General features: G+C 49.1%; 14 protein-coding genes. 8 read left to right on the top strand and 6 right to left on the bottom strand.

Annotated elements, in window-relative coordinates:
• Positions 1-7: 7 nt before the first annotated feature.
• From BGX14_RS11810 to BGX14_RS11820, 3 genes are all read right to left on the bottom strand, one after another.
• Entirely contained in the window at positions 8-1051 is a 1044-nt protein-coding gene (locus tag BGX14_RS11810) for an efflux RND transporter periplasmic adaptor subunit (protein WP_073303049.1), read from the bottom strand.
• Positions 1052-1062: 11 nt separating this feature from the next.
• The gene (locus BGX14_RS11815; RefSeq protein WP_095879994.1) at positions 1063-2451 is read right to left on the bottom strand and encodes a TolC family protein; all 1389 of its coding nucleotides are present in this window, start codon (positions 2449-2451) and stop codon (positions 1063-1065) included.
• Positions 2452-2660: 209 nt separating this feature from the next.
• Positions 2661-4205: a carbon starvation protein A gene (locus tag BGX14_RS11820; protein WP_095880364.1), complete on the bottom strand. Its 1545-nt coding sequence runs from the start codon at positions 4203-4205 to the stop codon at positions 2661-2663.
• Between the two features lie 277 nt (positions 4206-4482).
• On the opposite strand from BGX14_RS11820, the gene BGX14_RS16350 reads away from it, so the two are divergent.
• Positions 4483-7275: a hypothetical protein gene (locus BGX14_RS16350; RefSeq protein ID WP_158223316.1), complete on the top strand. Its 2793-nt coding sequence runs from the start codon at positions 4483-4485 to the stop codon at positions 7273-7275.
• 232 nt (positions 7276-7507) lie between these two features.
• On the opposite strand, the gene BGX14_RS11830 is transcribed toward BGX14_RS16350, so the two are convergent.
• Both BGX14_RS11830 and BGX14_RS11835 read right to left on the bottom strand, forming a co-directional pair.
• On the bottom strand, positions 7508-8116 hold the full coding sequence (locus BGX14_RS11830) for a CvpA family protein (RefSeq protein WP_073303042.1): 609 nt from the start codon (positions 8114-8116) through the stop codon (positions 7508-7510).
• Between the two features lies 1 nt (position 8117).
• The gene (locus tag BGX14_RS11835; protein WP_095879995.1) at positions 8118-9173 is read right to left on the bottom strand and encodes a serine/threonine-protein kinase; all 1056 of its coding nucleotides are present in this window, start codon (positions 9171-9173) and stop codon (positions 8118-8120) included.
• A gap of 315 nt (positions 9174-9488) precedes the next feature.
• Between BGX14_RS11835 and BGX14_RS11840 the strand changes: the two genes are divergently transcribed.
• Positions 9489-10661, top strand: coding sequence for a hypothetical protein (locus BGX14_RS11840; protein ID WP_095879996.1), 1173 nt, complete (start codon positions 9489-9491; stop codon positions 10659-10661).
• Positions 10662-11170: 509 nt separating this feature from the next.
• On the opposite strand, the gene BGX14_RS11845 is transcribed toward BGX14_RS11840, so the two are convergent.
• The gene (locus BGX14_RS11845) at positions 11171-12577 is read right to left on the bottom strand and encodes a glycogen/starch synthase (protein ID WP_073303135.1); all 1407 of its coding nucleotides are present in this window, start codon (positions 12575-12577) and stop codon (positions 11171-11173) included.
• 112 nt (positions 12578-12689) lie between these two features.
• Here BGX14_RS11845 and BGX14_RS11850 point away from each other — a divergent pair, with 112 nt between their 5' ends.
• The 6 genes from BGX14_RS11850 (at position 12690) to BGX14_RS11880 (ending at position 21202) form a co-directional block, all read left to right on the top strand.
• Positions 12690-13739, top strand: coding sequence for a hypothetical protein (locus BGX14_RS11850; RefSeq protein ID WP_073303039.1), 1050 nt, complete (start codon positions 12690-12692; stop codon positions 13737-13739).
• 165 nt (positions 13740-13904) lie between these two features.
• A complete protein-coding gene (locus BGX14_RS11855) occupies positions 13905-16628 on the top strand; it encodes an outer membrane protein assembly factor (RefSeq protein WP_095880365.1) in 2724 nt (907 codons plus the stop codon).
• Complete coding sequence (locus tag BGX14_RS11860; RefSeq protein WP_073303038.1) at positions 16628-17152, top strand: OmpH family outer membrane protein; 525 nt, start codon at positions 16628-16630, stop codon at positions 17150-17152. The genes BGX14_RS11855 and BGX14_RS11860 overlap by 1 nt, the downstream gene beginning before the upstream one ends.
• Positions 17153-17647: 495 nt before the next feature.
• Positions 17648-18784: a site-specific integrase gene (locus BGX14_RS11865; RefSeq protein WP_095879997.1), complete on the top strand. Its 1137-nt coding sequence runs from the start codon at positions 17648-17650 to the stop codon at positions 18782-18784.
• 302 nt (positions 18785-19086) lie between these two features.
• A complete protein-coding gene (locus BGX14_RS11875; protein WP_095879999.1) occupies positions 19087-20826 on the top strand; it encodes a hypothetical protein in 1740 nt (579 codons plus the stop codon).
• A gap of 25 nt (positions 20827-20851) precedes the next feature.
• Positions 20852-21202 (top strand): hypothetical protein, encoded by a 351-nt coding sequence (locus BGX14_RS11880; protein WP_095880000.1) that lies wholly within the window; start codon positions 20852-20854, stop codon positions 21200-21202.
• The last annotated feature ends 4 nt before the right edge of the window (positions 21203-21206 follow it).

A 21206-nucleotide genomic window follows, 5' to 3' on the forward strand; every position in this document is an offset into this window, starting at 1 on the left:
TCGCCGCTTATTCCAGAATAAGCACTTTATCGCCGTCGTTCATTTTGGAAACGCCTTCGGTAATCACCTTATCGTTCAGTTCAATGCCCGAAAGTATCTGCGTAAAATCATTGCCGACAATTCCTAAACGGACAATTTTCCGCTTGGCTTTTCCGTTTTCATCTACAATCCAGGCGAAGTTTACGCCGTCTTTATAGACAACAGCATCGTTCGGAATGCTGACACCCTTCACGTCGCGTGCATGGATTTTGGCTTTGAGATACATGCCGGGCAAGAGCTTGCGGCCTTTGTTCGGGAATGTAATTTCCACCGGGAAGAATCGCGTCTTGGTGTCGGCGGCGAGCGGAATCATGCTAACGCGACCCTTCAGCGTTTCGCCGTTTAAGTTGATGGTTGCTTCGGCCCCTTTCTTGAAAAGTCCGATGTCCTGAGTGGTGACGTTGAGTTTCAAAATCACTTGATCCAGCTTGGCAATGGTGAACAGTGCCGATCCAACGCTGGGGACCTCACCGACTTTGAAGCGTACATCAGTCACGGTTCCTGCTGCCGGAGCCAAAACGAGAGTGGCGCGGCGAGCTTGTTCCAGCTGCATCTTGGCAATGCTCAGTTGCGTTTCCGTGTTGTCGATGTCCTGTTGGGAAATTCCACCTTTGGCTTGCACTTCTTTCATGCGTTCCAGGGATTTTTCCATCAGTTTTACTTGGGCTTCGGCCTGTTGATAGCTGGAGTTGTCGCCCGTAAAGACGTATTCGGCAAGAACCTGATCTTTTTGAACGCTAGATCCTACTTGCACGTTGATTTTGGCAATCGGGTCCGACATTTTGGCAATGGCGTCGGTCTGGTTGGAGCCTTCGACAGTGCCGTTGAACTCTCTAAAATCGGCGAGGGTTTCATTTGCTGCTGTGACAATGCGAACCGGTTTGCCTTTTTGCGCCTGGATTTCTTCAAGGGTCGGTGCTGCCTGCTTGGCTTCTTCCTTTTCTCCGCAGGCGGCGAGGAGCATGGCGAGTGCGGTTGTGGCAATCCATTTTTTATTGACAATCTGCTTCATAGAATACTCTCCTAATATTCTCCGGTGGCTTTGAGCATGGCGTTGTAAGCCTTATTCCAATCAACGATCGCGGAAAGATAATCCAAACGAGCGTTTTTGAGACTCATGTTTGCGTCCAAAAAGTTTAGCTGAGTTTCGCGGCCAGCTTTGTATGCCGCTTCGGTCATATCCAGATTTTTTTGTGCGAGATCGACGCGGCGCTGCTGGATTTCAATCTGGTTTTGGGCGTCTTCCAGCGTATTCTTTGCCGATTCCATTTCCAGCTGAATCCCGCGTTCCGCCGTTTCCTTTTGAATTTGCGTTTTGCGCAGGTCCGTTTTCGCTTGGACGACGGCTTCTCGGGTTTGCATGCCGTTAAAGAGGTTCATCGAAAAATTCAAATAAATCTTTTTTGAAATGTTTTTATCCCAGTCGGGAGCGGACCATTTGAAAAAGTCGTTCTGCCCATCCTGATAGGTGATAGAACCCCCGAGAACAAGGGTCGGCTTGTATCCGCCTTGTTCAATATCGATATTTTCTTCGTACATTTTGGCACTTTCGTCCAACTGCGCCAATTCCCGGCGCCGTTGCCGCACATTGCTCATCACGGTGTCCGGTGCCGCATAACCGTTTTTCGGGTCGCGCAAATCACCGGTGAACTCCGCTTCGGCATCCCAAGGAAGTCCCATCGTGTTCAGCAGGGCGTTGCGAGCGACGACGCGGTTCTTTTGCGTTTTTTGCAGGTTCGTGCGAAGTTCGTCCATGGAAATCTGGACCCGGATCAGATCCAGTTCGGTGGCGAGTCCGCTTTGGACGGCTTGCGTGACGTAATCCAAGTTTTCTTGGAGCTGATCGATGGTCGATTGCAAAATGACGATGGCCGAATCCAGATAGATGAGCTCGTCAAAAGCGACTTCGACATTGTACCGCACGTCTTGTTTCGCGGTTTCCAAGTTAAGCTCGTTTACCCGCTTGTAAGCTTTAGCGATCCGGGTTCCTGCCGAAACTTTTCCCTGTGCATAGAGGACTTGCGTCGCTGTAATGCCGATTTGGGTTCCCCAACGGTATCCACCCATAGCCGCAAGCGCATAGGAGTAATTATCGAGAATGCCGGCTAGCAATTTTTCATTTTTTGTAGCGGCATCGTCAAGCATATTGCTGATGGCGGAATTTTTTTCTACATCGTCTAGGCCGAATGTGCGCGCATAAGTGGCGCTCAAATCGACTGTGGGAAGGGCGTTGCCGTATGCCGCCGTTACTTGGGATTCTGCTGATTCTAAATTCTGCACGGCGGTTTTAATGTCGGGAGAATTTTCCAAAGCAATCCGGACAGCATCGTCACGCGTATAAGCCGACTTTGCAAACACGGGCATGGCTATGACCGCGCTTGAAAGGATTAGTAATTTTACGGTTCGATTCATTCGTTGTTCTTTGCTTTTGAGGTTTTATTAAGGCGGTGTTAAATTAGAAAAACTTTAGTTACAAAAAAGGGCGAAATTTCCCTATTTACCGCACGGAATGATGAGGCGCACAAAATAAAGATGAATGGAAAAATGTTGATGTTGAACGTTTGTTTAACAAATAGGTGAAATTTTGCGTATAAGCCCCCCAAAAAAAAGGCCTCCGCGTTTTAAAGCAATGTCTCGCTGGTATTTTTTTGTTTTGGGGTCCAACAGTCGGGTTCAAACTCTTTTTTGTCGATCCTTTTTTCCAAAAACTTTCCACGAAGACAGAGCAAATAACCGAGAACCAGCGACGCCAACACCGCAAGTCCAAGGGCTAACGAATAAGGCAATCCAAAGCCGACTGGAGCTCCTTTCAGGTTTTCGGGGCTGACCCAGAAAATGTAAGCGCAGACGATAAACGTCATGAACATACAGGGAATGAGGGCTATCCAAAAATTCCGCTTTTTCGCCCGCAGGTAAACGACTGTTACGCACAAGCTGCAAACCGCCATGACTTGATTCGACCAGCTGAAGTAATTCCACAGGATGTTGAAGCCGTCCTTGTTCAGGTTGCTCCAGAAAATAAGAATGGCGCAAATGGCAAAGAGCGGCACGGTGAGAAACAACCGTTTTTTCATGCTGGTTTGATCGATGTTGCAAAGTTCGGCGATAATCAGGCGAAGGCTGCGCAGACTGGTGTCTCCGCTGGTAATGGCGAGGATGATGACGCCCACGACAACCAGAATCGAAATGGGTGCAACAGGAATGACGGTGGAAACTAGCTCGCTCAAGATACGGACACCGGAAGCCCCCATTAAAAGTTCGGGCATTTTATTGTAGATGAACATTCCGCCGGCAGCCCAAATCATGCCGATAAGGCCTTCGATAATCATCATTCCGTAAAAAGTCTGGCGTCCCGTGCGTTCGGATTTTTCGGTTCTGGCGACAATGGGGCTTTGGGTACTGTGAAATCCGCTGATAATACCGCAAGCGATAGTGACAAAAAGCATGGGAATAATCGGCTGGTGCGCAGGATGTTTGTGGAAGTTGCTCGCCAAATCGCTTAAGTTGAATTCTTCCAGAGTATTGATTTCCGGAGCGATGCCGATAAGGATTCCGATGCTCGCCAAAATGAGCAGCCCTCCGAAAATCGGATAAATGCGCCCGATAATCTTGTCGATGGGAAAGAACGTGCTTGCAAAATAATAGGCGAAAATAATCGCAACGGCAATCCAGAAAATCGTCTGCGACGGATTGCCTTCTCCGACGATGATCGGCGTATTGATAAGGCCTGCCGGCGTGTTGGTAAAAACGGCTCCGACGAAAATCAGTGCCACGGAAATCAGAATCATTACCAGTTTGGAAGGTCCCTTTCGCAAAAATTTCCGGGCAAGGGAAGGAACATTCATGCCGTCGTTTCTCATACTGATCATTCCCGAAAAATAATCGTGTACGGCACCGCCAAAGACATTTCCAATGGGGAGTAGAATAAAAACAATCGCCCCGAATTTAATGCCGAGAATCACTCCGATGACGGGTCCGATTCCGGCGATATTCAAAAGTTGAACGAGCATATTTTTCCAGTGGGGAAGAACCATGCGGTCAACGCCGTCGGGATGTTTTGTGGCGGGAGTCTGTCTGTCGTCTGGCCGGAATACGCGTTCTACGAATTTCCCGTAAGTAAAATAGCCCCCGATCAAGATGGCGATGCCGATAAGGAATGTAATCATTTTATTTGCCTTGAAAATTTTAACGCTTGGGAAAAAGTTTTCCGAGAAGCGCACAAAATCTAGAAAATTTGGGGACGGAGCTTGAAAAATGGAATCGAGTCTGGCGATAGAAAAGGTTTTCATGGACAAAACTTCGTGATGATAACGCTTTCCTTTTAAAATTACTGCTAAAATGAGCATTATTTGTGACGTTGTCTGTGGACAATGTATAAATCAAAAAATCGGCAATTTGTTTTCCGCTGGGCTTATTTTTTCCAACGTGTTTTAGGAGAGTCTTATGCAAAAACTTTCTTGCTTGGTTATTGTATTATTTTCCCTTTTTTCCTTGGCGAATGCGGCTCGGCAAATGGAGCGCTTGGATCGCGGGCTTGTCGCCGTCAAGACGAATGATGGCGTCTTTTTGAGCTGGAGAATGTTTGGCACGGATGCGGAATCAATCGCCTTTAACTTGTATAGGGATGGAAAAAAGGTCAATGCGCAGCCTATTACAAATTCGACAAATTTTGTGGATGCTGCCGGAGCGTTAACTTCTCGGTATGAAGTTCGAACGGTGGAAGGCGGCGTTGAAAAAGAAGCGGACAAATCGGTGAATGTATGGGAAAGTCAAAAATGGACGATTCCTTTGGATAGGCCTGCGGGCGGGAGCAATGCGAGCGGAAGTTATACCTATTCGCCAAATGACATTGCGGTCGGCGATTTGGACGGAGACGGGGAATACGAGCTGGTTCTCAAATGGGATCCGAGCAATTCCAAGGACAATTCGCAAAAAGGATATACGGGAAATGTGATTGTCGATGCCTATAAATTGGACGGAACAAAACTTTGGAGAATCGATTTGGGCAAAAATATCCGGGCGGGAGCGCACTATACGCAAATTCTTGTCGGCGATTATGACTTGGATGGATTTGCCGAAGTCGCGATGAAAACGGCTCCCGGGACAAAAGACGGTTCCGGAAAATATCTTTCTAAAGGTCCGGCGGCAAATGACGACGATGGCGCGGATTATCGAAACAGCAGCGGTTATGTTTTGAGCGGAAATGAATATCTGACGGTTTTCAATGGCAAAACCGGAGTCGAAATGGCGACTGTCCTTTACAATCCGGCGCGTGGCACGGTGAAAAGCTGGGGCGATAGTTACGGAAATCGAGTGGATCGATTTTTGGCGACGAACGCTTATTTGGACGGCGTAAAGCCCAGTATGGTTTTTCAGCGCGGCTATTATACGCGAATGGCGATTACGGCTTATGATTGGGACGGTACAACCCTTTCGCAACGTTGGTATTACAACGCGGCGACGTCCGGGCAAGAATGCTATGGCCAGGGAAATCACAACATCTCTGCGGGCGATGTGGATGGAGACGGCTTTGATGAAATTATTGAAGGCAGCTGTGCAGTCGATCACGATGGAAAATTCATGTATCGTACAGGGCTTGGCCATGGCGATGCCATCCACTTGGGCGATTTGGATCCCGACAACGAAGGCCTTGAAGTCTGGCAGGTTCACGAAGACAAACCGTATGGTTATGAACTGCACGATGCGCGCACGGGAAAATTGCTCTGGCGTGAAACCAGTTCCGGAGATAACGGTCGCGGTGTTGCCGCCGATGTGGATTCGACTTCGAGAGGACATGAAATGTGGAGTGCTGCGAATTGGAACACCTATTCGGCGAAAGGAAAAATTTTGGCATCGTCCAGACCGGCTTACAATTTCCGCGTGTATTGGGATGGCGATTTGCTGGATGAACTTTTGGATGGGGTGACGATCAGCAAATGGAATAGCAGCACTTCAAAAAGCGAAACTCTGATGAAGCTGGACGGCAGCTCTTGCAATTCGACCAAAGCGACGCCGAATCTTTCTGCGGATATTTTGGGCGACTGGCGAGAAGAAATCATTACGCATGATGATTCGCATTTGTTCCTGTACACGACGACGATATTGACGGATCACCGGGTTTACACGCTCATGCACGATCCGATTTATCGTTTAGGAATTTCATGGCAGAATACCGCATACAACCAGCCGCCGCATTTGGGATTTTGGCTGGGTTCGGGGAGCATCCCCAAGCCGGATATAGAACTTGTCGGGGAAATCCTTCCGCCATCCATTGCCAAGAACGGAGCGGGTTCCTCTCGCCAGATCATTGTTTTGGGCGATTCGATTGTCCCGTTTGCTTATGCCTATTCGCATTGCTCTGGAGCGGAAGCCGCAGGATTTCCCAAAGGGATTGTTACGCAATTGGAAGGTGGGAAAATTCATATTTCGGGAACTCCGCAAGAAGTTGGAACATTCCCTTTTACGGTTAAAACTCTTGGCGGTGAAGGCGAAGCGGCGACGTTGTCTGGCGTGCTGACAGTTCTTCCGCAGCTGGAATGGGTGAAGTCGGGAAAAATCCTTTCTTATGTGAATGCGGCGTTTCCCGAAGAAGGCTCAGGAGAATATGAAGAAACGAATGCGGGATGGATAGACAGCGGTTATTACAATTTCACAAACAGCAAAGAAAGTTTTGGCGTGTGGAAGATATTTTCTCCCGAAGAAAAAGAGGCGGTTTTAACGATTCGTTTTGCAAATGGTGGAACGGTAGAACGACCAATGCTTTTAACGTGGAACGATTCTGTCATGGGGAAAGTGGCATTCCCTGCTACGGGTTGGACGGCTTATGATTCCGTGGCCATTTCGGTTCCGATTCGTCAAGGCGCGAACACGATGAGGTTGGCATCGATGACGGAGGATGGCGGCCCCAATGTGGATGAATTCGGCTTTGATGTGGCGGGAATTCGGCTATGGAATGCGGCAGATTCCTCTCTAATTCCAGAATCTTTCAATAGAATTGCCGATAAAATGATTCCCGCTTTGCTTTCTGTGTCCAGAAATGGCATTGCTTACACTCTTTCGGATGCACAAGAAGCTTCTCTTTCTGTATTTGATATTCACGGGAAAATAAGATTCGTTCAAAAAGTTCAAGGATGCGGAATGATTTCTGACAAGTGGAATGCGCTCCCGGCGGGACGTTACGTCGTGACTTTGCGAAAGAATGGGGTCCTGATTTCTAAAATGGCGGTGAAGAGATAAAATTCCGTTTTCTAAAAATTGGTTTTCAAAAATGGGAATGATGGACAATCTTCTACCAAATACTCTCAAATATTTTTCAAAGCAGCCTTTTTCTTTCACAAGGTAAACTTGGTTATCAGTTATTAGTTTTCAGTTCCAACGGTCCCTGAGCCTGCCGAAGAGCGCTAACCTTCAAGAATTTCGCTGCCATTTTCCGTTTCTAGACTACGGTAAAATTTTGTGCTGCGCTGGTTTACGGGCGCACCGATTTCTGAATTTTTTCTTGGATTTGCGCTTCGGCATTTTTTACAGCGCTTTCTTTAACGCTGTCGATTGTCGCATGGATTTTGTGAGAAACCGAGGCCTTTACGGAATCTTGAAAGTTTTGCGCCTTTTCGGAAATTCCTGTTTTTTGAATGGAATATGAATAGAGAGAGTAGGCGAGGGAAGAGTCGCGTTCCGATTTCAAATTTCCGCTCAATGGGAGAAGGTAGAGCGTCGAAAGCAAAATAACGCAGGGAATCAGGGCTTTGATGGCTCCCAGGATTCCGCCGCCGAGACTATTCAAAAGGGAAAAATGCCGCTTGATGAATTTGTTGATAAAGTGTCCCAAAATGCGGAGCGAAATGAACGGAATGAAAAATCCCAGTGCGCGCGAGAAAATGATAATCGTTGTTGCGGAAAGTTCCAGGTTTTCCGAAAGAAGCGGTTGCAGGATTTCCGGAAAGTAAATGACGCCGATGGCCCCGCCTATCCAAGCGGCTAAATGAATAAGCGTCTTGGCCAGACCAAAATACAGACCCAGTCCGACAAGGATAAGCAAAAAGGAGCCGCAAAAAATGTCAATCCAGTTGGCGGTCATTTTATTTGCAAATTAAAGCGGTGATAAAGGAGGCGAGAAGCGCTCCAGAAGCTACGCCTATGGCTACTCCGATTTTCAAAATTTGCAATTTGGAATTTTTGGGCAGATGGGGTAGCGGTTCGTTTCGCATCGTTGCCGAGAGCCATTCCCGCATGGGAATGTCGAGTTGGCGCGGGTAGCCTTCCATAATTTGAGCCAGAGAATCCGCGGCTTCTTTGGTGGACCGGAAACGATCCTGCGGCCTTTTCTCCAGGCATTTTAAAATCCAATAGCGCAACCTGTAAGGAACTTGTGGTGGAAAATTCTTGATTTTTAATTTCAGATTTAAAATATACTGCGATGTCAGTTCCATCGATTCGCCGCGAAAGGGATTGCTGCCCATGACCATTTCGCAAACGATAATTCCCAGGCTGAAAATGTCGGATGCGTAAGTGACAGTGTAACCTCGGACTTGCTCTGGGCTCATGTAGGCGGCGGTTCCGAGAACGCTTCCCGGGATGGTCATGTCTTGCCCCGGATTGGCATCGCGGGCGATTCCGAAATCGAGCAGGCGAACGCAACCGTTTTTTTCGACCATCATATTGGAAGGTTTCAAATCCCGATGGATAATCTGGTTTGCATGGACGCAGATGAGGGTGCGTAAAATTTCGTGGGTCAGGTAGAGAACCACCCAAATAGGCGGCCTGTTTTGTACGTCGAGAATCTGCCGAAAAGTGACGCCATCTACATATTCCATTGCCAAAGCGAGTTTGCCTGTGCGTTCTTGCCATAGGGCGTAAGGATGCACAATGTTCGGGTGGTGCAAAGCGGCGAGCAAAACGCATTCCCGCTTGAACCGGGCGATCAAATCTTCATATCCGCGAAGGCTCGGCAACATCTGTTTCACGACGACCCGGCGGCAAAGCGAAGGATCGTCGCAGAGCCAAATATCGCCCATGGCACCTTGTCCGATTTTTTTCAGTGGCGTGTAGCCTCCGATTTTTGTCGGCTTGGAGCGTTTGCGAGTCGCCGTTCCGTCCTTTGTTCCGCTTTGAGTGGTGTCTTCCAGAATTGCCATAACGCTTGCAAATATATAAAATCGCCGAATTGGATTTTGTCAAATTTGACATTTTGGCAGAAAACCACGATGTGATTGTAAAACATTTTTTCACAAGGAAATGAATGCCGTTCCTTTATATAAATTTGGCACTGGATGGATGTGAGAAGGCCTCTTCTAAAAATTACTTTGATTAAAAATTGCGCGTGCTTCGACTAGTCCGACAAGCTCACTAACCGGCGGTCCCTGAGCCTGCCGAAGGACAGCAACCCGATGATGTGTCATGAACGATTTTTTTGAAAATGAATTTTTATAAGTGGCCTAAAGGAGTTTTTGGTGAAATTGAAATTTGGCTTGCGTATCGGTTTGCTCTTTGGGGGATGCTTTTGCTTCTCTTTGCTTGCGGCTTGCGGTTCGGATTCTTCGTCAGGAGCGGATTCCAATGGTTCCGAGCTTTCGTCGAGTGCTGACTTGCCGATTGCGGAATCCTCCTCTTCGGGAGATGACTTGTCCTCCTCTTCGGCTCTTTCTTCCTCCTCTCTATTCGTTCATCAAAAAGGATTTTCTCCGTGTCAGTTCAATTTTGGGGCAGGCTGGCAGGCCGCTCATGAAGATTCCGCATTCTACGATGGACTCGATTATATTTCCGTCTGGCTCGGCGACAACGACTACTTCAATTCTTTTGAAGAGAGAATGTTTGATATGACGCGGGTCGTTCATGCGACGCCGATGATTTATGCTTATGTTATTGCGGAATTTGGCAAGGATCACGGGCTGGACGATTGCGACGTGAAGGATTCCCAAAATTTGTGCACCGATGGGGCCGAGCTTATGCGGCAGTATTTCCAAGATTCGATTCTTTATCGTTACCGGCAATATGCGGCAGGATTTCGCGAACATATTGAAATTTTTTATCCAGAACAAAATCCGGATACAATCCAGTTCATTTGGCTTATTGAACCAGATTATTATCAGTATTCAGAGAGCGGTTCCAATCAAAAAATGGCGTTTGATAGTATAGAACAGAGGAATGGCGGCATTCCCGATGCACAAATGGGGCTCTATTTCGCGCAGATTGTCGATACGATTCGAGCGTATTTGCCGGGTTCCAAAATCGCGATTGATATTTCGCCCTGGATTGCAGATGTTACCGAAGAACCGGATAAAATGGCGAATTGGTATGCGAATTTCGATTTGTCTAAAGTGGATTTTGCGAGTACTTCCGGCGGGCGAACTGCGGCAGCAAATGAACGGATTCGTTCTTCGAATAAGGCGACGTGGGCGGGAGTGGCTCAACTTTTGCAGCGTCCGATTCTCGCCGATGCAGGCTACGATGCGGGTGGTTATGGAACCGGTTACAATAAAGCGTGGGGTGTTGTGGAAAATTTGAATGCCCGCATTGCCGACGGCGTTATCGGGGTGACTCAAATGGATCCGGATTCGCTTTATCATGTCCGGGCGACAATAGCGAGAAATCAGTTGAATGCCATTCCCTGGTGCGCGGAATAAATTTGGGAAATTAGAAAAGTCGTTTCCAAAAATTGCTTGCATTAGAGTGGCTAGTTGTCAGTTTTTAGAGGTTGGGGATGAAATGCGCTACTTCCTCATCACTTAATATCGGTTGCTGTGCTTCGATAGGCTCAGCAGCCGCTTGCTGAACCGTCCTCGTAATGACGCTCTCTTTTCGTCATTGCGAACCCCGCAGGGGTTATACGACACTTGGTAACTTTGTTACCTTAGTGGAGTTATACTCGAAGTGTAGAAGCAATCCTTTTTCCGCAGCCAAGATTGCTTCGTCGCTTTTGACGGAATGCCTAGGGGGTTTACGCGCCTCAAAACGACTAGCAACAATAAAGTGTATGGTTGGTGAGCCTCGATAGGCGCAGCGGTCGCTTGTTGAACCGCTTTATATCATTTTGCCGCTTGAAAAGTCCGAACTTCAATATAAAAACCGCAAGAAAAATCCTGCCAAAATGCAGGTTTCAAATTTTTGGGCGTGAAATAGGGAGTAAATAGGGCTATTCTTCGCCGAAAGTCAGGATGAATTGCGAGATGGTGCGATCCCATTCGTAACGGAATTGGTAGGCGTTTCGCACGAGATAATTCCAACTGTCCTGGTTGCTGCAATAAAGCTGTTCCGCGTTTTTCAGCTTGCGGATCATCTGGTCGGGTGCGGCGGAATCGTTGACGAGCAGAGCATTGGCTGTCGAAAAGTCCGCATCGTAGTTGGAAAGCAAATTGGAACATCCGACATCCCGGCCTGTCAGGGGAACCGTTCCGCAGGCGAGGGATTTTAAAATCATGCTGGCGGACGGTTCGGTCGGGTTGGCGGCAAAAAGAATGTCGGCGCCGGCGAGAGTGGCGCGTACGGAAAGGTTATTGTTGGGAGGAATGTCGAACACCGCCATGTGGGAATTTTCTTGGCTAGCGACCGCTGTGTAATAATCCCATTTAGGACTGTTTTTCGGCGCTTTGACTACGACGAAGATGTTCAATTTGTTGATGTCGCCCAGAAGGGTTGCCAGCGTTTCGGAGGTTTTGCCGGATTCCGGACCTAGGGCGCAATACATGACCAGGCGGTTTTCAAAATCGACACCCAGGCTGGATGCCAGCGCGTCTCTCGCCTGTTTTTTGGCGACTTCTATCGGCAGATTCGTATTCAGGTTGAAGTCCCAGAAAGGGTAGTTTAGGCCGAACTGAATCCCTTTCAGTTTTTCCTTGTTCCGAACGAGAAAACCGGAAAGCCCGCCGCCCAAATGATTGTTGACGATTCCGTCGCAATAGCCGGGCGAAGGCAGAATCACTTTTTTCGCATAGAATACGCCGGCTTTGAGCAAGCTGACTTTTCCCCAAAATTCGTAACCGTTCATATTGAAATCGACCCGAGGCAGTCCAATCCGCTCGATTTCGCTTTCTTTGACGTGAAAATCGTAAGTGATGTTGTGAATGGTGAAGAAAAAGGGGATTTTGCCGAAGGATTCCGAGTAGGTCGTTTTGGCGATGGGAGCGATTAAAGCTCCTGCCCAGTCTTGTCCACAAAAGGTTGTCGGATCAAAATGGATGGCGTCCGCATAAGCGAGAGCCGCCGATGCCAGATAAGAAAAACGCAGGTGGTTGTCGCCGTAGGGGAATTTATTTTCGCCGTAGATGTCTGGCCGATTAAAGTAGTCGTCGTAGCGAATGTATGCGTAAAGGGGATTCGTTCCTGTCCACACCTCAAAGGGCATATTGCGCAGTTTTTCAATTCCTTTGAATACGCACCGGAAATTTTCCAATTCTCCCATAAGTCTGGGATAAAAGGGGGATATGGTTAAAATTTGCGTGCCCGCACGGGAAAATGCTTGGGTGAGCTGATTGACCGCTCCTGCTAGGGGACTTGGTTTTAACCATTCGCCGGCTTCCGGGCTGACAGAAAGAAACTTCAAAACGATCTCCAAAAAATTATTTACGAAACGGATGTCGCTGCAATGAAAAATTTAATTAAATTACGGAAAGGAAAATTTGAATTTTGCTTTTTTTCCGATAAAGGGTTAGAAAATGAAAACAAAAAATTTGATCGTTCTCATGGCCGCGTCTGCGGTTCTGCTTGCCGGCTGTAAAGGCGCCAACGAAAAGCGTGGAGACAGCTATTTGGAAGAGGGGCGTTATCAGAATGCCATCAATTCTTACTTGACCGCTAAGGGAAAGGGGAATGTTTCAAACGAATTTTACGATAATTTTACGCTGGCGATTGCCAAAAGAGCGGAAGTGGAAAGTAAAAAGGATCCGCAGAGCAGCTTGATTCACGGATTCTTTGAACAGGCGATTCAGAATCTGGGCAAGGTGCAGAGTGCCGAAAAAGCGGTGGCAATCGGCGAAGCCCTGTCCGCAGTCGGTCTGAACCAGATTTCTTCGGAAGGAGTGGAACTCGGTGCCGTTATTGACGGATTTGCCAAAATTGACACTTCCATTTCGCTGATCAATCGTCTTGGTGGCGACGCTTCCAAGGTGAAGGCGTTTAGGACGCAGGCGGAGAACGTCTATGTTTCCCGTACTCTTCCGGAAGCCTTGGAAGAAAGCGATCCGGTTGTCAAGGAATACAACTTGTTGGCGATTGAACTCATCGCGCCGAATAATGCGGATTTGCAGAAAGCGCATAACGCGAGCCGTATTGCGACCCGTCCGTATTTTCTCATCTTTGGCGAAAATATCCCGAACAAGTCCCCGCTGGTGGACAAATGGGGCTATGTAATGGCTTTCCCGAGCATCAAAATCGGGGCGACTTCCCTTTCTGGCGAACTCCAGTTCTGGGCTTCGACCGGAAACAACACCGAATTGGATCCGGCTTTGATCAAGCTGGTTTCGGTGAAGGGCGATTCCGTTTTTGCCAGCGGCAACAAGGGCTGGTGCGAAGCGGAAGTCATTGTCGGCAAGAAGGGCCAGGAAAAAGTGGAAAAGAAGCAGAAACCGTTTACCGGCAAGGGAAAATTGATGAACGAATTCCTGTGCTCGGTGAATGTTTCGTTCTCTTATCCCAAGGACTTTGTCCCGGATTATGTAGAATATAAAGACCAATTTGGCGTGGGTCGCAAGTATCTCGGCCAGTAATTCCGATTTTATTTGGGCAAAGGCGTCGCAAATGCGGCGCCTTTCTGTTTTTGCAAAAACGTTTTTTGTATTTTTGAGGACGATTTTTTACCCATCCTCAAAATAGGTATTGTTCACTTGTTCTTTCGCGTAATCGTTTTTCTGCTTGTTTTGGTTGCTTTCCCCATGGCGCAGCTTTTGGATGTTCCCGAAGAATTTACGACGCCTACAACGGTTCGCCATGTCCGTGCAGAAGGGCTGGTGAATATGGATGAACGCTCCGTATTGAGCCGGGTCAGTGTTCGGGATGGCCAGGCTTTTCAACCGTCCGCATTGACGGAAAAAGTGCAAAAGAGTGTTTCGGATTTGTTTGAAACCGGTTTTTTTGACGACGTGACCGCTTGGATAGATTACCAACCGGGCAATGAAAATAAAGTGGACCTGGTTTTTCGCGTTGTGGAACTGCCCGCTTTGGATACGGTCTATATCGAAGGCTGCGATGAAATTTCCGAAGAAGATGTCCGATTGAAAATTTCCCTTTTGCAAGGGCGTGTTTATAGCAAGAGCGGCTTGGAGCGGGATAGGCAAAATATTTTGTCGTATTATCGGGGCGAGGGCTATCTGCTGGCGGAGGTTGGTTTTCGGGAGACTCCGGTTTCGGATCATGAAAACTCCGTCACTTTTATTGTGCGCGAAGGCCCCAAGGTTCAAGTGGATTCCATTGTGATTACGGGAAACGACCACGTTCCGGCGACGGAAATTACCGACCACATGCTGACCAAGCGTTCGCATTGGTGGGGAGATGGCGAATTTAAGGAAATGCTGTTCGAAGCGGACCGCGATACGGTGTTGAACGCCATCCGGCATTTTGGCTATCTGGATGCGGAACTCAAGGAATATCGCGCGGAATATTTGCCGGATTCCAGCTGCAATTTCTATCTGGGGCGCACTGTTCCGAAAGGCCGCAAGCTGGAACTGCTTTACGGTCAGTTGAATCAAGCGATTTCCGATACGGCGAACATCATGAATCGTCTGGCGGGGCGCGTCAAGGAAAAATCGGCGCACTACTATCGTGAACATCGGACGAATTTTAATTCGGTTGCTCAGGCGGTTCCCGTGTTTGACGTGCAGGACGAAGAGACGGCTGTGATGATTTTGAACGGCATCATCACTTATGAAGAGCTGCGGAAAATTTGGCTGAAGAACTTGCCCAAGGACAAGAAGTGGAAAAATGCGAAGATTGTGGAGCTGATGCAGAAGGTCAGTAAAAAACGTTATGACGAAAAATTGCTGACCCGTTACACTCTAGAAGAAGTGTTCACCGCACTGACTCCTTACGACAGCGTCACCACGTCAAAATATGTGCGCATTTATATCGATGTGAATGAGGGGCAGCGCTATTATGCGGGTGGCGTGCATTTTACGGGCAATGAAGTGCTTACCGACAAAATGCTTTCCCGCAGCGTGTACCTGGACAGCGGAGAGGTCTTTGACTATTACGCATACGAGGCGACCCGAAAAGGAATTATCGACGCCTATCGGGAAGACGGCTATCTTTTTGCTCAATACGACGAAACGCGCAGCTTTGTAAATGACAGCGTGGTGACCTTGGAATATCGGCTTCGCGAAGGGCTTCCCGCCCAGATCCATCGGGTGAATATCATTGGCAATACGAAAACGAAGGACAAGGTGATCCGCCGCGAAGTGCGCTTGTATCCGGGAGACACCTACCGCCAGTCGGCGATGGAGCGCAGCTTCCGCGAAATCATGCAGCTGAATTATTTTGACATGGTTTATCCGGACATCCAGGTTGTGGGCGATCAACAGGTGGATTTGAGTTTCCGGGTTGCCGAAAAGGAAGCGGGAACGGGACAGTTCAGTGCGGGCCTCGCTTATAGCCAGAGCGACGGATTGACGGGAACATTCGGCGTTTCCATTCCGAACTGCTGCATGGGCGACGGCCAGAGCGCATCGCTGAATGTGGAATACGGCGAAGACAAAAAGAGCGCGTCGATCAGCTTTATGGAACCCTGGTTCTTGGATTATCCAATCACCCTTGGAACGAGTTTGAGTTACGCCTGGTGGCATCGCGACGACGATCCGAACATTACACGTTACGGCGGATCCATCTATGTCGGAAAGCGTTTGAAGTGGCCGGACGATTATTTCTACGGGCAAATCGGCTACAGCTGGATGATGAACAAGCAGGGACCGAATGTGGATGGCAGCCTTGTCCGTTATTCGGGCAAAGAATCGGCGTTTACGTTCAAGCTCGTCCGCGACGACAAGAACTTGCCGCAGTTCCCGACGGATGGTTCGCGCTACGTGCTTTCGGTACAATGGGCGGATGAAAAAATCGGCAGTGATTTCAACTTTGTGAAAACGGATTTGACGGTCAAGTGGTGGTTCCCGCTTATCGGCGATCGTTTGGCTTTGGCGCTGACGAACGAATACGGCTTTATGGTCGGCGACCCGCTGCAATACAGGACGCTTTACCAGATGGGCGGCGTTTTGGGCTACGACGGCATGATGCGCGGTTACAGTTCGGGTTCCATCGGCTATCGTCGTTTGGGGCGCAGTTACCAGTATATCGGCGCGGAACTCCAGTGGGGAATTGTTCCGAATACGTTCTACTTGCTTCCGCTCTTCTTTGACGCCGGCAATGTTTTCGGCAAGCGCTACGATCCCGATACGAAAGTTTCAAAGAACCAGCCGAATCCGCTTACGGAATGGGATCCGTCTAGCTTGAAGCGGGACTTTGGATTTGGTTTCCGGGTCATTGTGCCGATGCTCGGCATTATCGGATTTGATTTTGCTTGGCCGTTGGATGTGGGCGAAACCTATTCCGGCTATGACCGCACCAGTGTCGGCGACATGGAATTCAACTTTGTCATTGGGCAGGGATTCTAATGCGTAAAAAATCGATTGTCTTTCTTTTCTGCGTTTTGCTTTTTAGCGTTCTTCCGGGATTTGCCGAAGACGGTTTGCGGGTCGCCCACGTCGATTCCAAATTGATTTTCGACGGTTACAAGGGCACGAAAAAAGCGCAGGAAGAATACGACCGGCAGGTCGCCAAATGGGAACAGCAGGCGAACCTGTTGCAAAAGGAACTGGCGGCCATCAAGGAAAAACTCGCCAAGCAATCGCTTATGCTTTCCGACGAAAAACGGAAGGAACTCGAAGCGGATTACGCCAAAAAAGATACGGAGTTGAAAGAATTTATCGACCGCGTGTATGGCCGAACGGGCGAGCTGATTACGGAAAACGAAAAGGTCAGCGCTCCGATTATCTCATTGATTAAAAAGGCGGTCACGGAAATCGCTTTGCAGGAAGGCTACGACATGGTTGTCGATCGGGCGACCGGAGCCGTCCTCTTTTGGAAAGACGAAAACGATTTGACGAAAAAAGTGCTCGACTATCTGAATTCGCACTAGGGATGACGGCGAAAATCCCTGACACGGAAACGATTTAACGGAAAATTTTGCTTTGGGCGAGCCCCGCTTCGGCGGGTCGGTGTTTCACACTGGCGAAAAAAAAACGTTCGTTCCTCCGCCCGTCATTGCGAGGAGCGATAGCGGCCCATGAGCCTTGGAAGCTCTGCTTCCTTTAGGCGAATTGTCCCTTCCAGGGATACTTCCACTATGGAATCGGAGATTCCCAGTTTCAGGGATGCAAAGCCATAGCAATTCATATGGGCCCCTCGTCATTGCGAGGCGCGATAACGCCGTGGCAATCCAAGCCAGCGGTACGTCATTGCGAGCAAGGCCCCATGAGCCTTGGAAGCTCTGCTTCCTTTAGGCGAATTGTGCAAAGCCGAAGCAATCCCTGCGACCCTCCCGTCATTGCGAGGCGCAGAGCGCCGTGGCAATCTGTTTCTTTTTCGAGAATTTTTTGCAAACTTTACACCGTCATGGAACAAAGGAGATGCGATGCGGTTCAAGGAAGCGGCGGAAAAGTGGTTTGAAAAGAAGGCGGCGCTTTGGAGCGAGAGTTCCCGGGCGAAATACGGGAATATTTTGCAAAAGTATTTGTTGCCGTATTTTGGCGAAGTGGAGTTGATCGGTTTCGATTCGGCTCTCGTGCGAAATTTTGCGGAAAGCGCTCTCGGACATTTGGCAATTCCAACGCGGCGTTTCGTGCTGGCGACCTTGCAGCAGATTTTGAAAGTGTCGCTTTCGCCGGAAGATTTCAATGCATTAGACTTTCCCCACGCTGGGGCGATTCGGAAGGGGGAAGCGGTTCCCCTCTCGCCAGAGGAACTGGCCGCGCTGATTCGTGCGCTGGAAAAGAACGAAAACCCACGATATGAAAATTCGGCCCGGAGCCTCTTGCTGATTGCATTCACCGGGATGCGTCTGGGCGAAGCCTGCGCCCTGAAATTTTCGGACTTCGACTTTGTGCGGAAGACCATTAAAATTCACGGGACGCTGGAACGTTTGCCCAATGAAAATGTCTCCGCCGATATAACGAAGGAAAGGCGAGAAATTGTGAAAGCCTCAAATTGGAATGCGCTGGAAAAATCCGAGAAAAATAAAGTTGCCGACCAATCCGCGGAAACAGAAACGTGCGAAAATATAAAGCCCCCGAAGACCGTCCGCAAGCTCTGCCCGCCGAAAAGCGAAAGCGGGCATCGGGAAATCCCCATCCCGGAAAATCTGCTCCAATGGCTGAAGAAAATGGCGAGGGAAAATCCCCCGGACAGTTTTCTGGTGAAGCACGACCAGCGGACTTTGCAGAACCACTTTAAAAAGTTCCTGAAGGCGGCGGGAATTGAAGTGGACGCCCACATCCACACCCTGCGGCACAGCTTCGCCACCCATGCGCTGACTTCCGATACGGATTTGAAAACTCTCTCGGTGCTTCTCGGCCATGCCAGCACCCACACCACGCTGGATTTTTACGTGCATCCTACTTTCGAGAGCAAGCGGCGCGTGCAGGAAGCGTTCTGGGAGTTCGTGAAGAACCCGAAGCAGGCGCAAAATCCTGCTCCGCAAAGAAATTGTGATTATTGGAACGAAAATTTTGGAAAATCGGGAGGTTCCGGGCGCAAGCCGGCCCAACGGTGAATCTCGCAGAAGTGCGCTTCTGCGAAAGTTTTCATCAACAACAAGCAAAATATAAGTCGGATTTGTGAACTTGTCTATACGCAAAGGATAAAAATTCCTACCGGTTCTTTGCAAATTTGACGGAAATCAACTCCGAGGACACGAATCCTAACCCCGGCAAGCGGATTTCCCTGCCGGAAGTGTTCCAACCTGTCCCCTTTTTGCTCGGTGGTGGCTCCGAGTCGGGAAAAGTCGCATTCAAAACCTCTTCCCGAAATGTTTTTTTCGCAGAAGCGCACTTCTGCGAAAATAGGGAAAAATAAATGGCAGAACAAATCACTTGGTCTTCTGAAACGGTACTTTTTATCGGAGCCGGCGCGACCGCCCTTTTGGGCATGCCGCAGAGCGACTTGCAAACCAAGATTTTCCGTGGATTTGCAGAAAGAAAGTCTACGGATACTCTCGAGGACATCCTTTCCGACAGCACGCCTCAAAAAATTTTCGGAAAGACCCCTCCGTTCAAAGGGCGAGACCTTAAAATCATGGCTGCCTTCATCCGTTTTCTGGGCGACGACCTAAAAAAGGACTGGAATACCGTCGATGAGGAGGATATCAAAAACGGACGGATCGTATTTGGCGACGACACCGACGAAAAACTGCTCAGAAGCCGCATCATGGAACTCCGCCGCGAGTACGACTGGAACGCCCTGAAACAGATTATACAGGTCTGCCCCCACGACGAAAGGGAAGACAACCTGATTCGCGACATCTACACCATGATAGACATGAAATTGCGCGACAGGCAAGGGATAACCGTCCGGTTAAAAAATGAGAAAGGGACCCCGTCCGAAGTCATCATCGAGCCGAACCGCCTGCCCAAGGCGAGGAACTGTCTGGTGCTGTTCACCTGCATCCTCTTTGCGAACGCCTGGTACGGCCTGAGCAAGGGCGAAAACGCGGAGATGTTTCAGAAATATGTGAACTTCATGGAATCTCTCGCCCGCCTGATGCAAAAGGAAGGCGGTCGCCTTGCCGACAAGGGCTACGAATTCAACACGCCCGCCTTCTACAGGCTTTCGAACGCCGTTGTCACCCTGAATTTTGAGACGGTGTTTTTGTGGCTGCTGTTCAACGCCAACCGCAAGGTGAACCATGCCGGTTACTATCTGCCGCAGACGGCGCAGAAGGTGGAACAGTGGCTGGACTTTGGCGTGCCGGGCAAGAGCCGTAAAATCTCGCCGGACGATAATGCCAGAAAGCCGGGCGAATTTTCCTATTCGCAAAGCGAAACTTCCGTTTTCCGCGGCAACGAATACAGAACGCCGGGCTCCCCCATAGGCAGAATCGGCAGCTTCCTCTTTGCCCACGGCTGCTGCAACTGGCGCGAATGTCCCGCCTGCGGACGGATGATGTATTATCTGGGGGACGAGTGGGGCTACAAGTCTCGGCATGTGAACCCGCCTTTCCCCGTCCCCCTGTTTGAAAACAACGATTTCAACCGTACCGCAAAAGAAAAGGAATGGAAAGCGAAACTCCGCTACGACTCTCTGGAGTGCATTTCGTGCGGGGCGGAAACCAGAGCCTGCGATGCTCCCATGATCATGCAGACCATGATAAAGGGAATGCCCACTTCCTTTTTGGAGGAGGTCCAGCGGGAATCCCGGGTATTGCTCCGCAAGGCAAGGCACGTGGTTTTGTTCGGCTACCAGCTGCCGCCAGACGATATCCTTTGGCAGGAGGCTTTTTCCGAGGCCATCCGTTACCGCAAGGATACGGACGATGCCGCCTATTGCACCGTGGTGGTAGGGCATTGGGGAGACAGGCGTTGGCTCTATGGCGACGAGATGATGGAATACGTTAAAAAGTACCGCTATACCAAGGATGCCGTGAGTTATGGGGTAAAGGCCATCGTAAACGCGGTCTCCATTTTCGGCAAGGAATATGTGCGGGCCTGGTGCGGTGGGATTCCGCAGGTGTTTGCCGACGGCGATGAAGCCGCAGTTAAGGAAATTCTGTTCCCGAACCATTTTGTGAACTGGAAGGGAACGAGGCTGGAAAAATAGGGACTAAAAATACCAAGGAGAATATATGGCATATATAATTGAAGGCTTCGTGGAAAATCTCTCTTCGGACGGGGCGTTCTTTATCAAAGGGACGGAAGGGTATTGTCTGGAAAAAGAAGACAAGGCCTACAATGTGTTTTGGAAAAATCCGGAGAACGACTCCGGAAAATCCGGGGACGCGGAAAGTGATGCTGAAAATGCGGGCGTTATTCCGCAAAAGGACTTTTGGCTAAAAATTATCCCGGATGGGCGACAATGGGAATTTCAATTGCTTGCGTCCGCCAAGGCGAATCACCAAAAGGTGAGAGTGGAAGTGAATGCCGATTCAATCCATAATTTGAAATCGGCAACGGTAACCAAAGTAACTTTGTTATAAAACA

Origin of the sequence: Fibrobacter sp. UWS1, from assembly GCF_002300445.1 — a bacterium.
GTDB lineage: Bacteria > Fibrobacterota > Fibrobacteria > Fibrobacterales > Fibrobacteraceae > Hallerella > Hallerella intestinalis.

Excerpts from the sequence above, each read along its gene's own strand:
- BGX14_RS11810 (WP_073303049.1), bottom strand. The coding sequence starts at position 1,051 with ATGAAGCAGATTGTCAATAAAAAATGGATTGCCACAACCGCACTCGCC.
- BGX14_RS11815 (WP_095879994.1), bottom strand. The coding sequence starts at position 2,451 with ATGAATCGAACCGTAAAATTACTAATCCTTTCAAGCGCGGTCATAGCC.
- BGX14_RS11820 (WP_095880364.1), bottom strand. The coding sequence starts at position 4,205 with ATGATTACATTCCTTATCGGCATCGCCATCTTGATCGGGGGCTATTTT.
- BGX14_RS16350 (WP_158223316.1), top strand. The coding sequence starts at position 4,483 with ATGCAAAAACTTTCTTGCTTGGTTATTGTATTATTTTCCCTTTTTTCC.
- BGX14_RS11830 (WP_073303042.1), bottom strand. The coding sequence starts at position 8,116 with ATGACCGCCAACTGGATTGACATTTTTTGCGGCTCCTTTTTGCTTATC.
- BGX14_RS11835 (WP_095879995.1), bottom strand. The coding sequence starts at position 9,173 with ATGGCAATTCTGGAAGACACCACTCAAAGCGGAACAAAGGACGGAACG.
- BGX14_RS11850 (WP_073303039.1), top strand. The coding sequence starts at position 12,690 with ATGAAAACAAAAAATTTGATCGTTCTCATGGCCGCGTCTGCGGTTCTG.
- BGX14_RS11855 (WP_095880365.1), top strand. The coding sequence starts at position 13,905 with ATGGCGCAGCTTTTGGATGTTCCCGAAGAATTTACGACGCCTACAACG.
- BGX14_RS11860 (WP_073303038.1), top strand. The coding sequence starts at position 16,628 with ATGCGTAAAAAATCGATTGTCTTTCTTTTCTGCGTTTTGCTTTTTAGC.
- BGX14_RS11865 (WP_095879997.1), top strand. The coding sequence starts at position 17,648 with ATGCGGTTCAAGGAAGCGGCGGAAAAGTGGTTTGAAAAGAAGGCGGCG.
- BGX14_RS11875 (WP_095879999.1), top strand. The coding sequence starts at position 19,087 with ATGGCAGAACAAATCACTTGGTCTTCTGAAACGGTACTTTTTATCGGA.
- BGX14_RS11880 (WP_095880000.1), top strand. The coding sequence starts at position 20,852 with ATGGCATATATAATTGAAGGCTTCGTGGAAAATCTCTCTTCGGACGGG.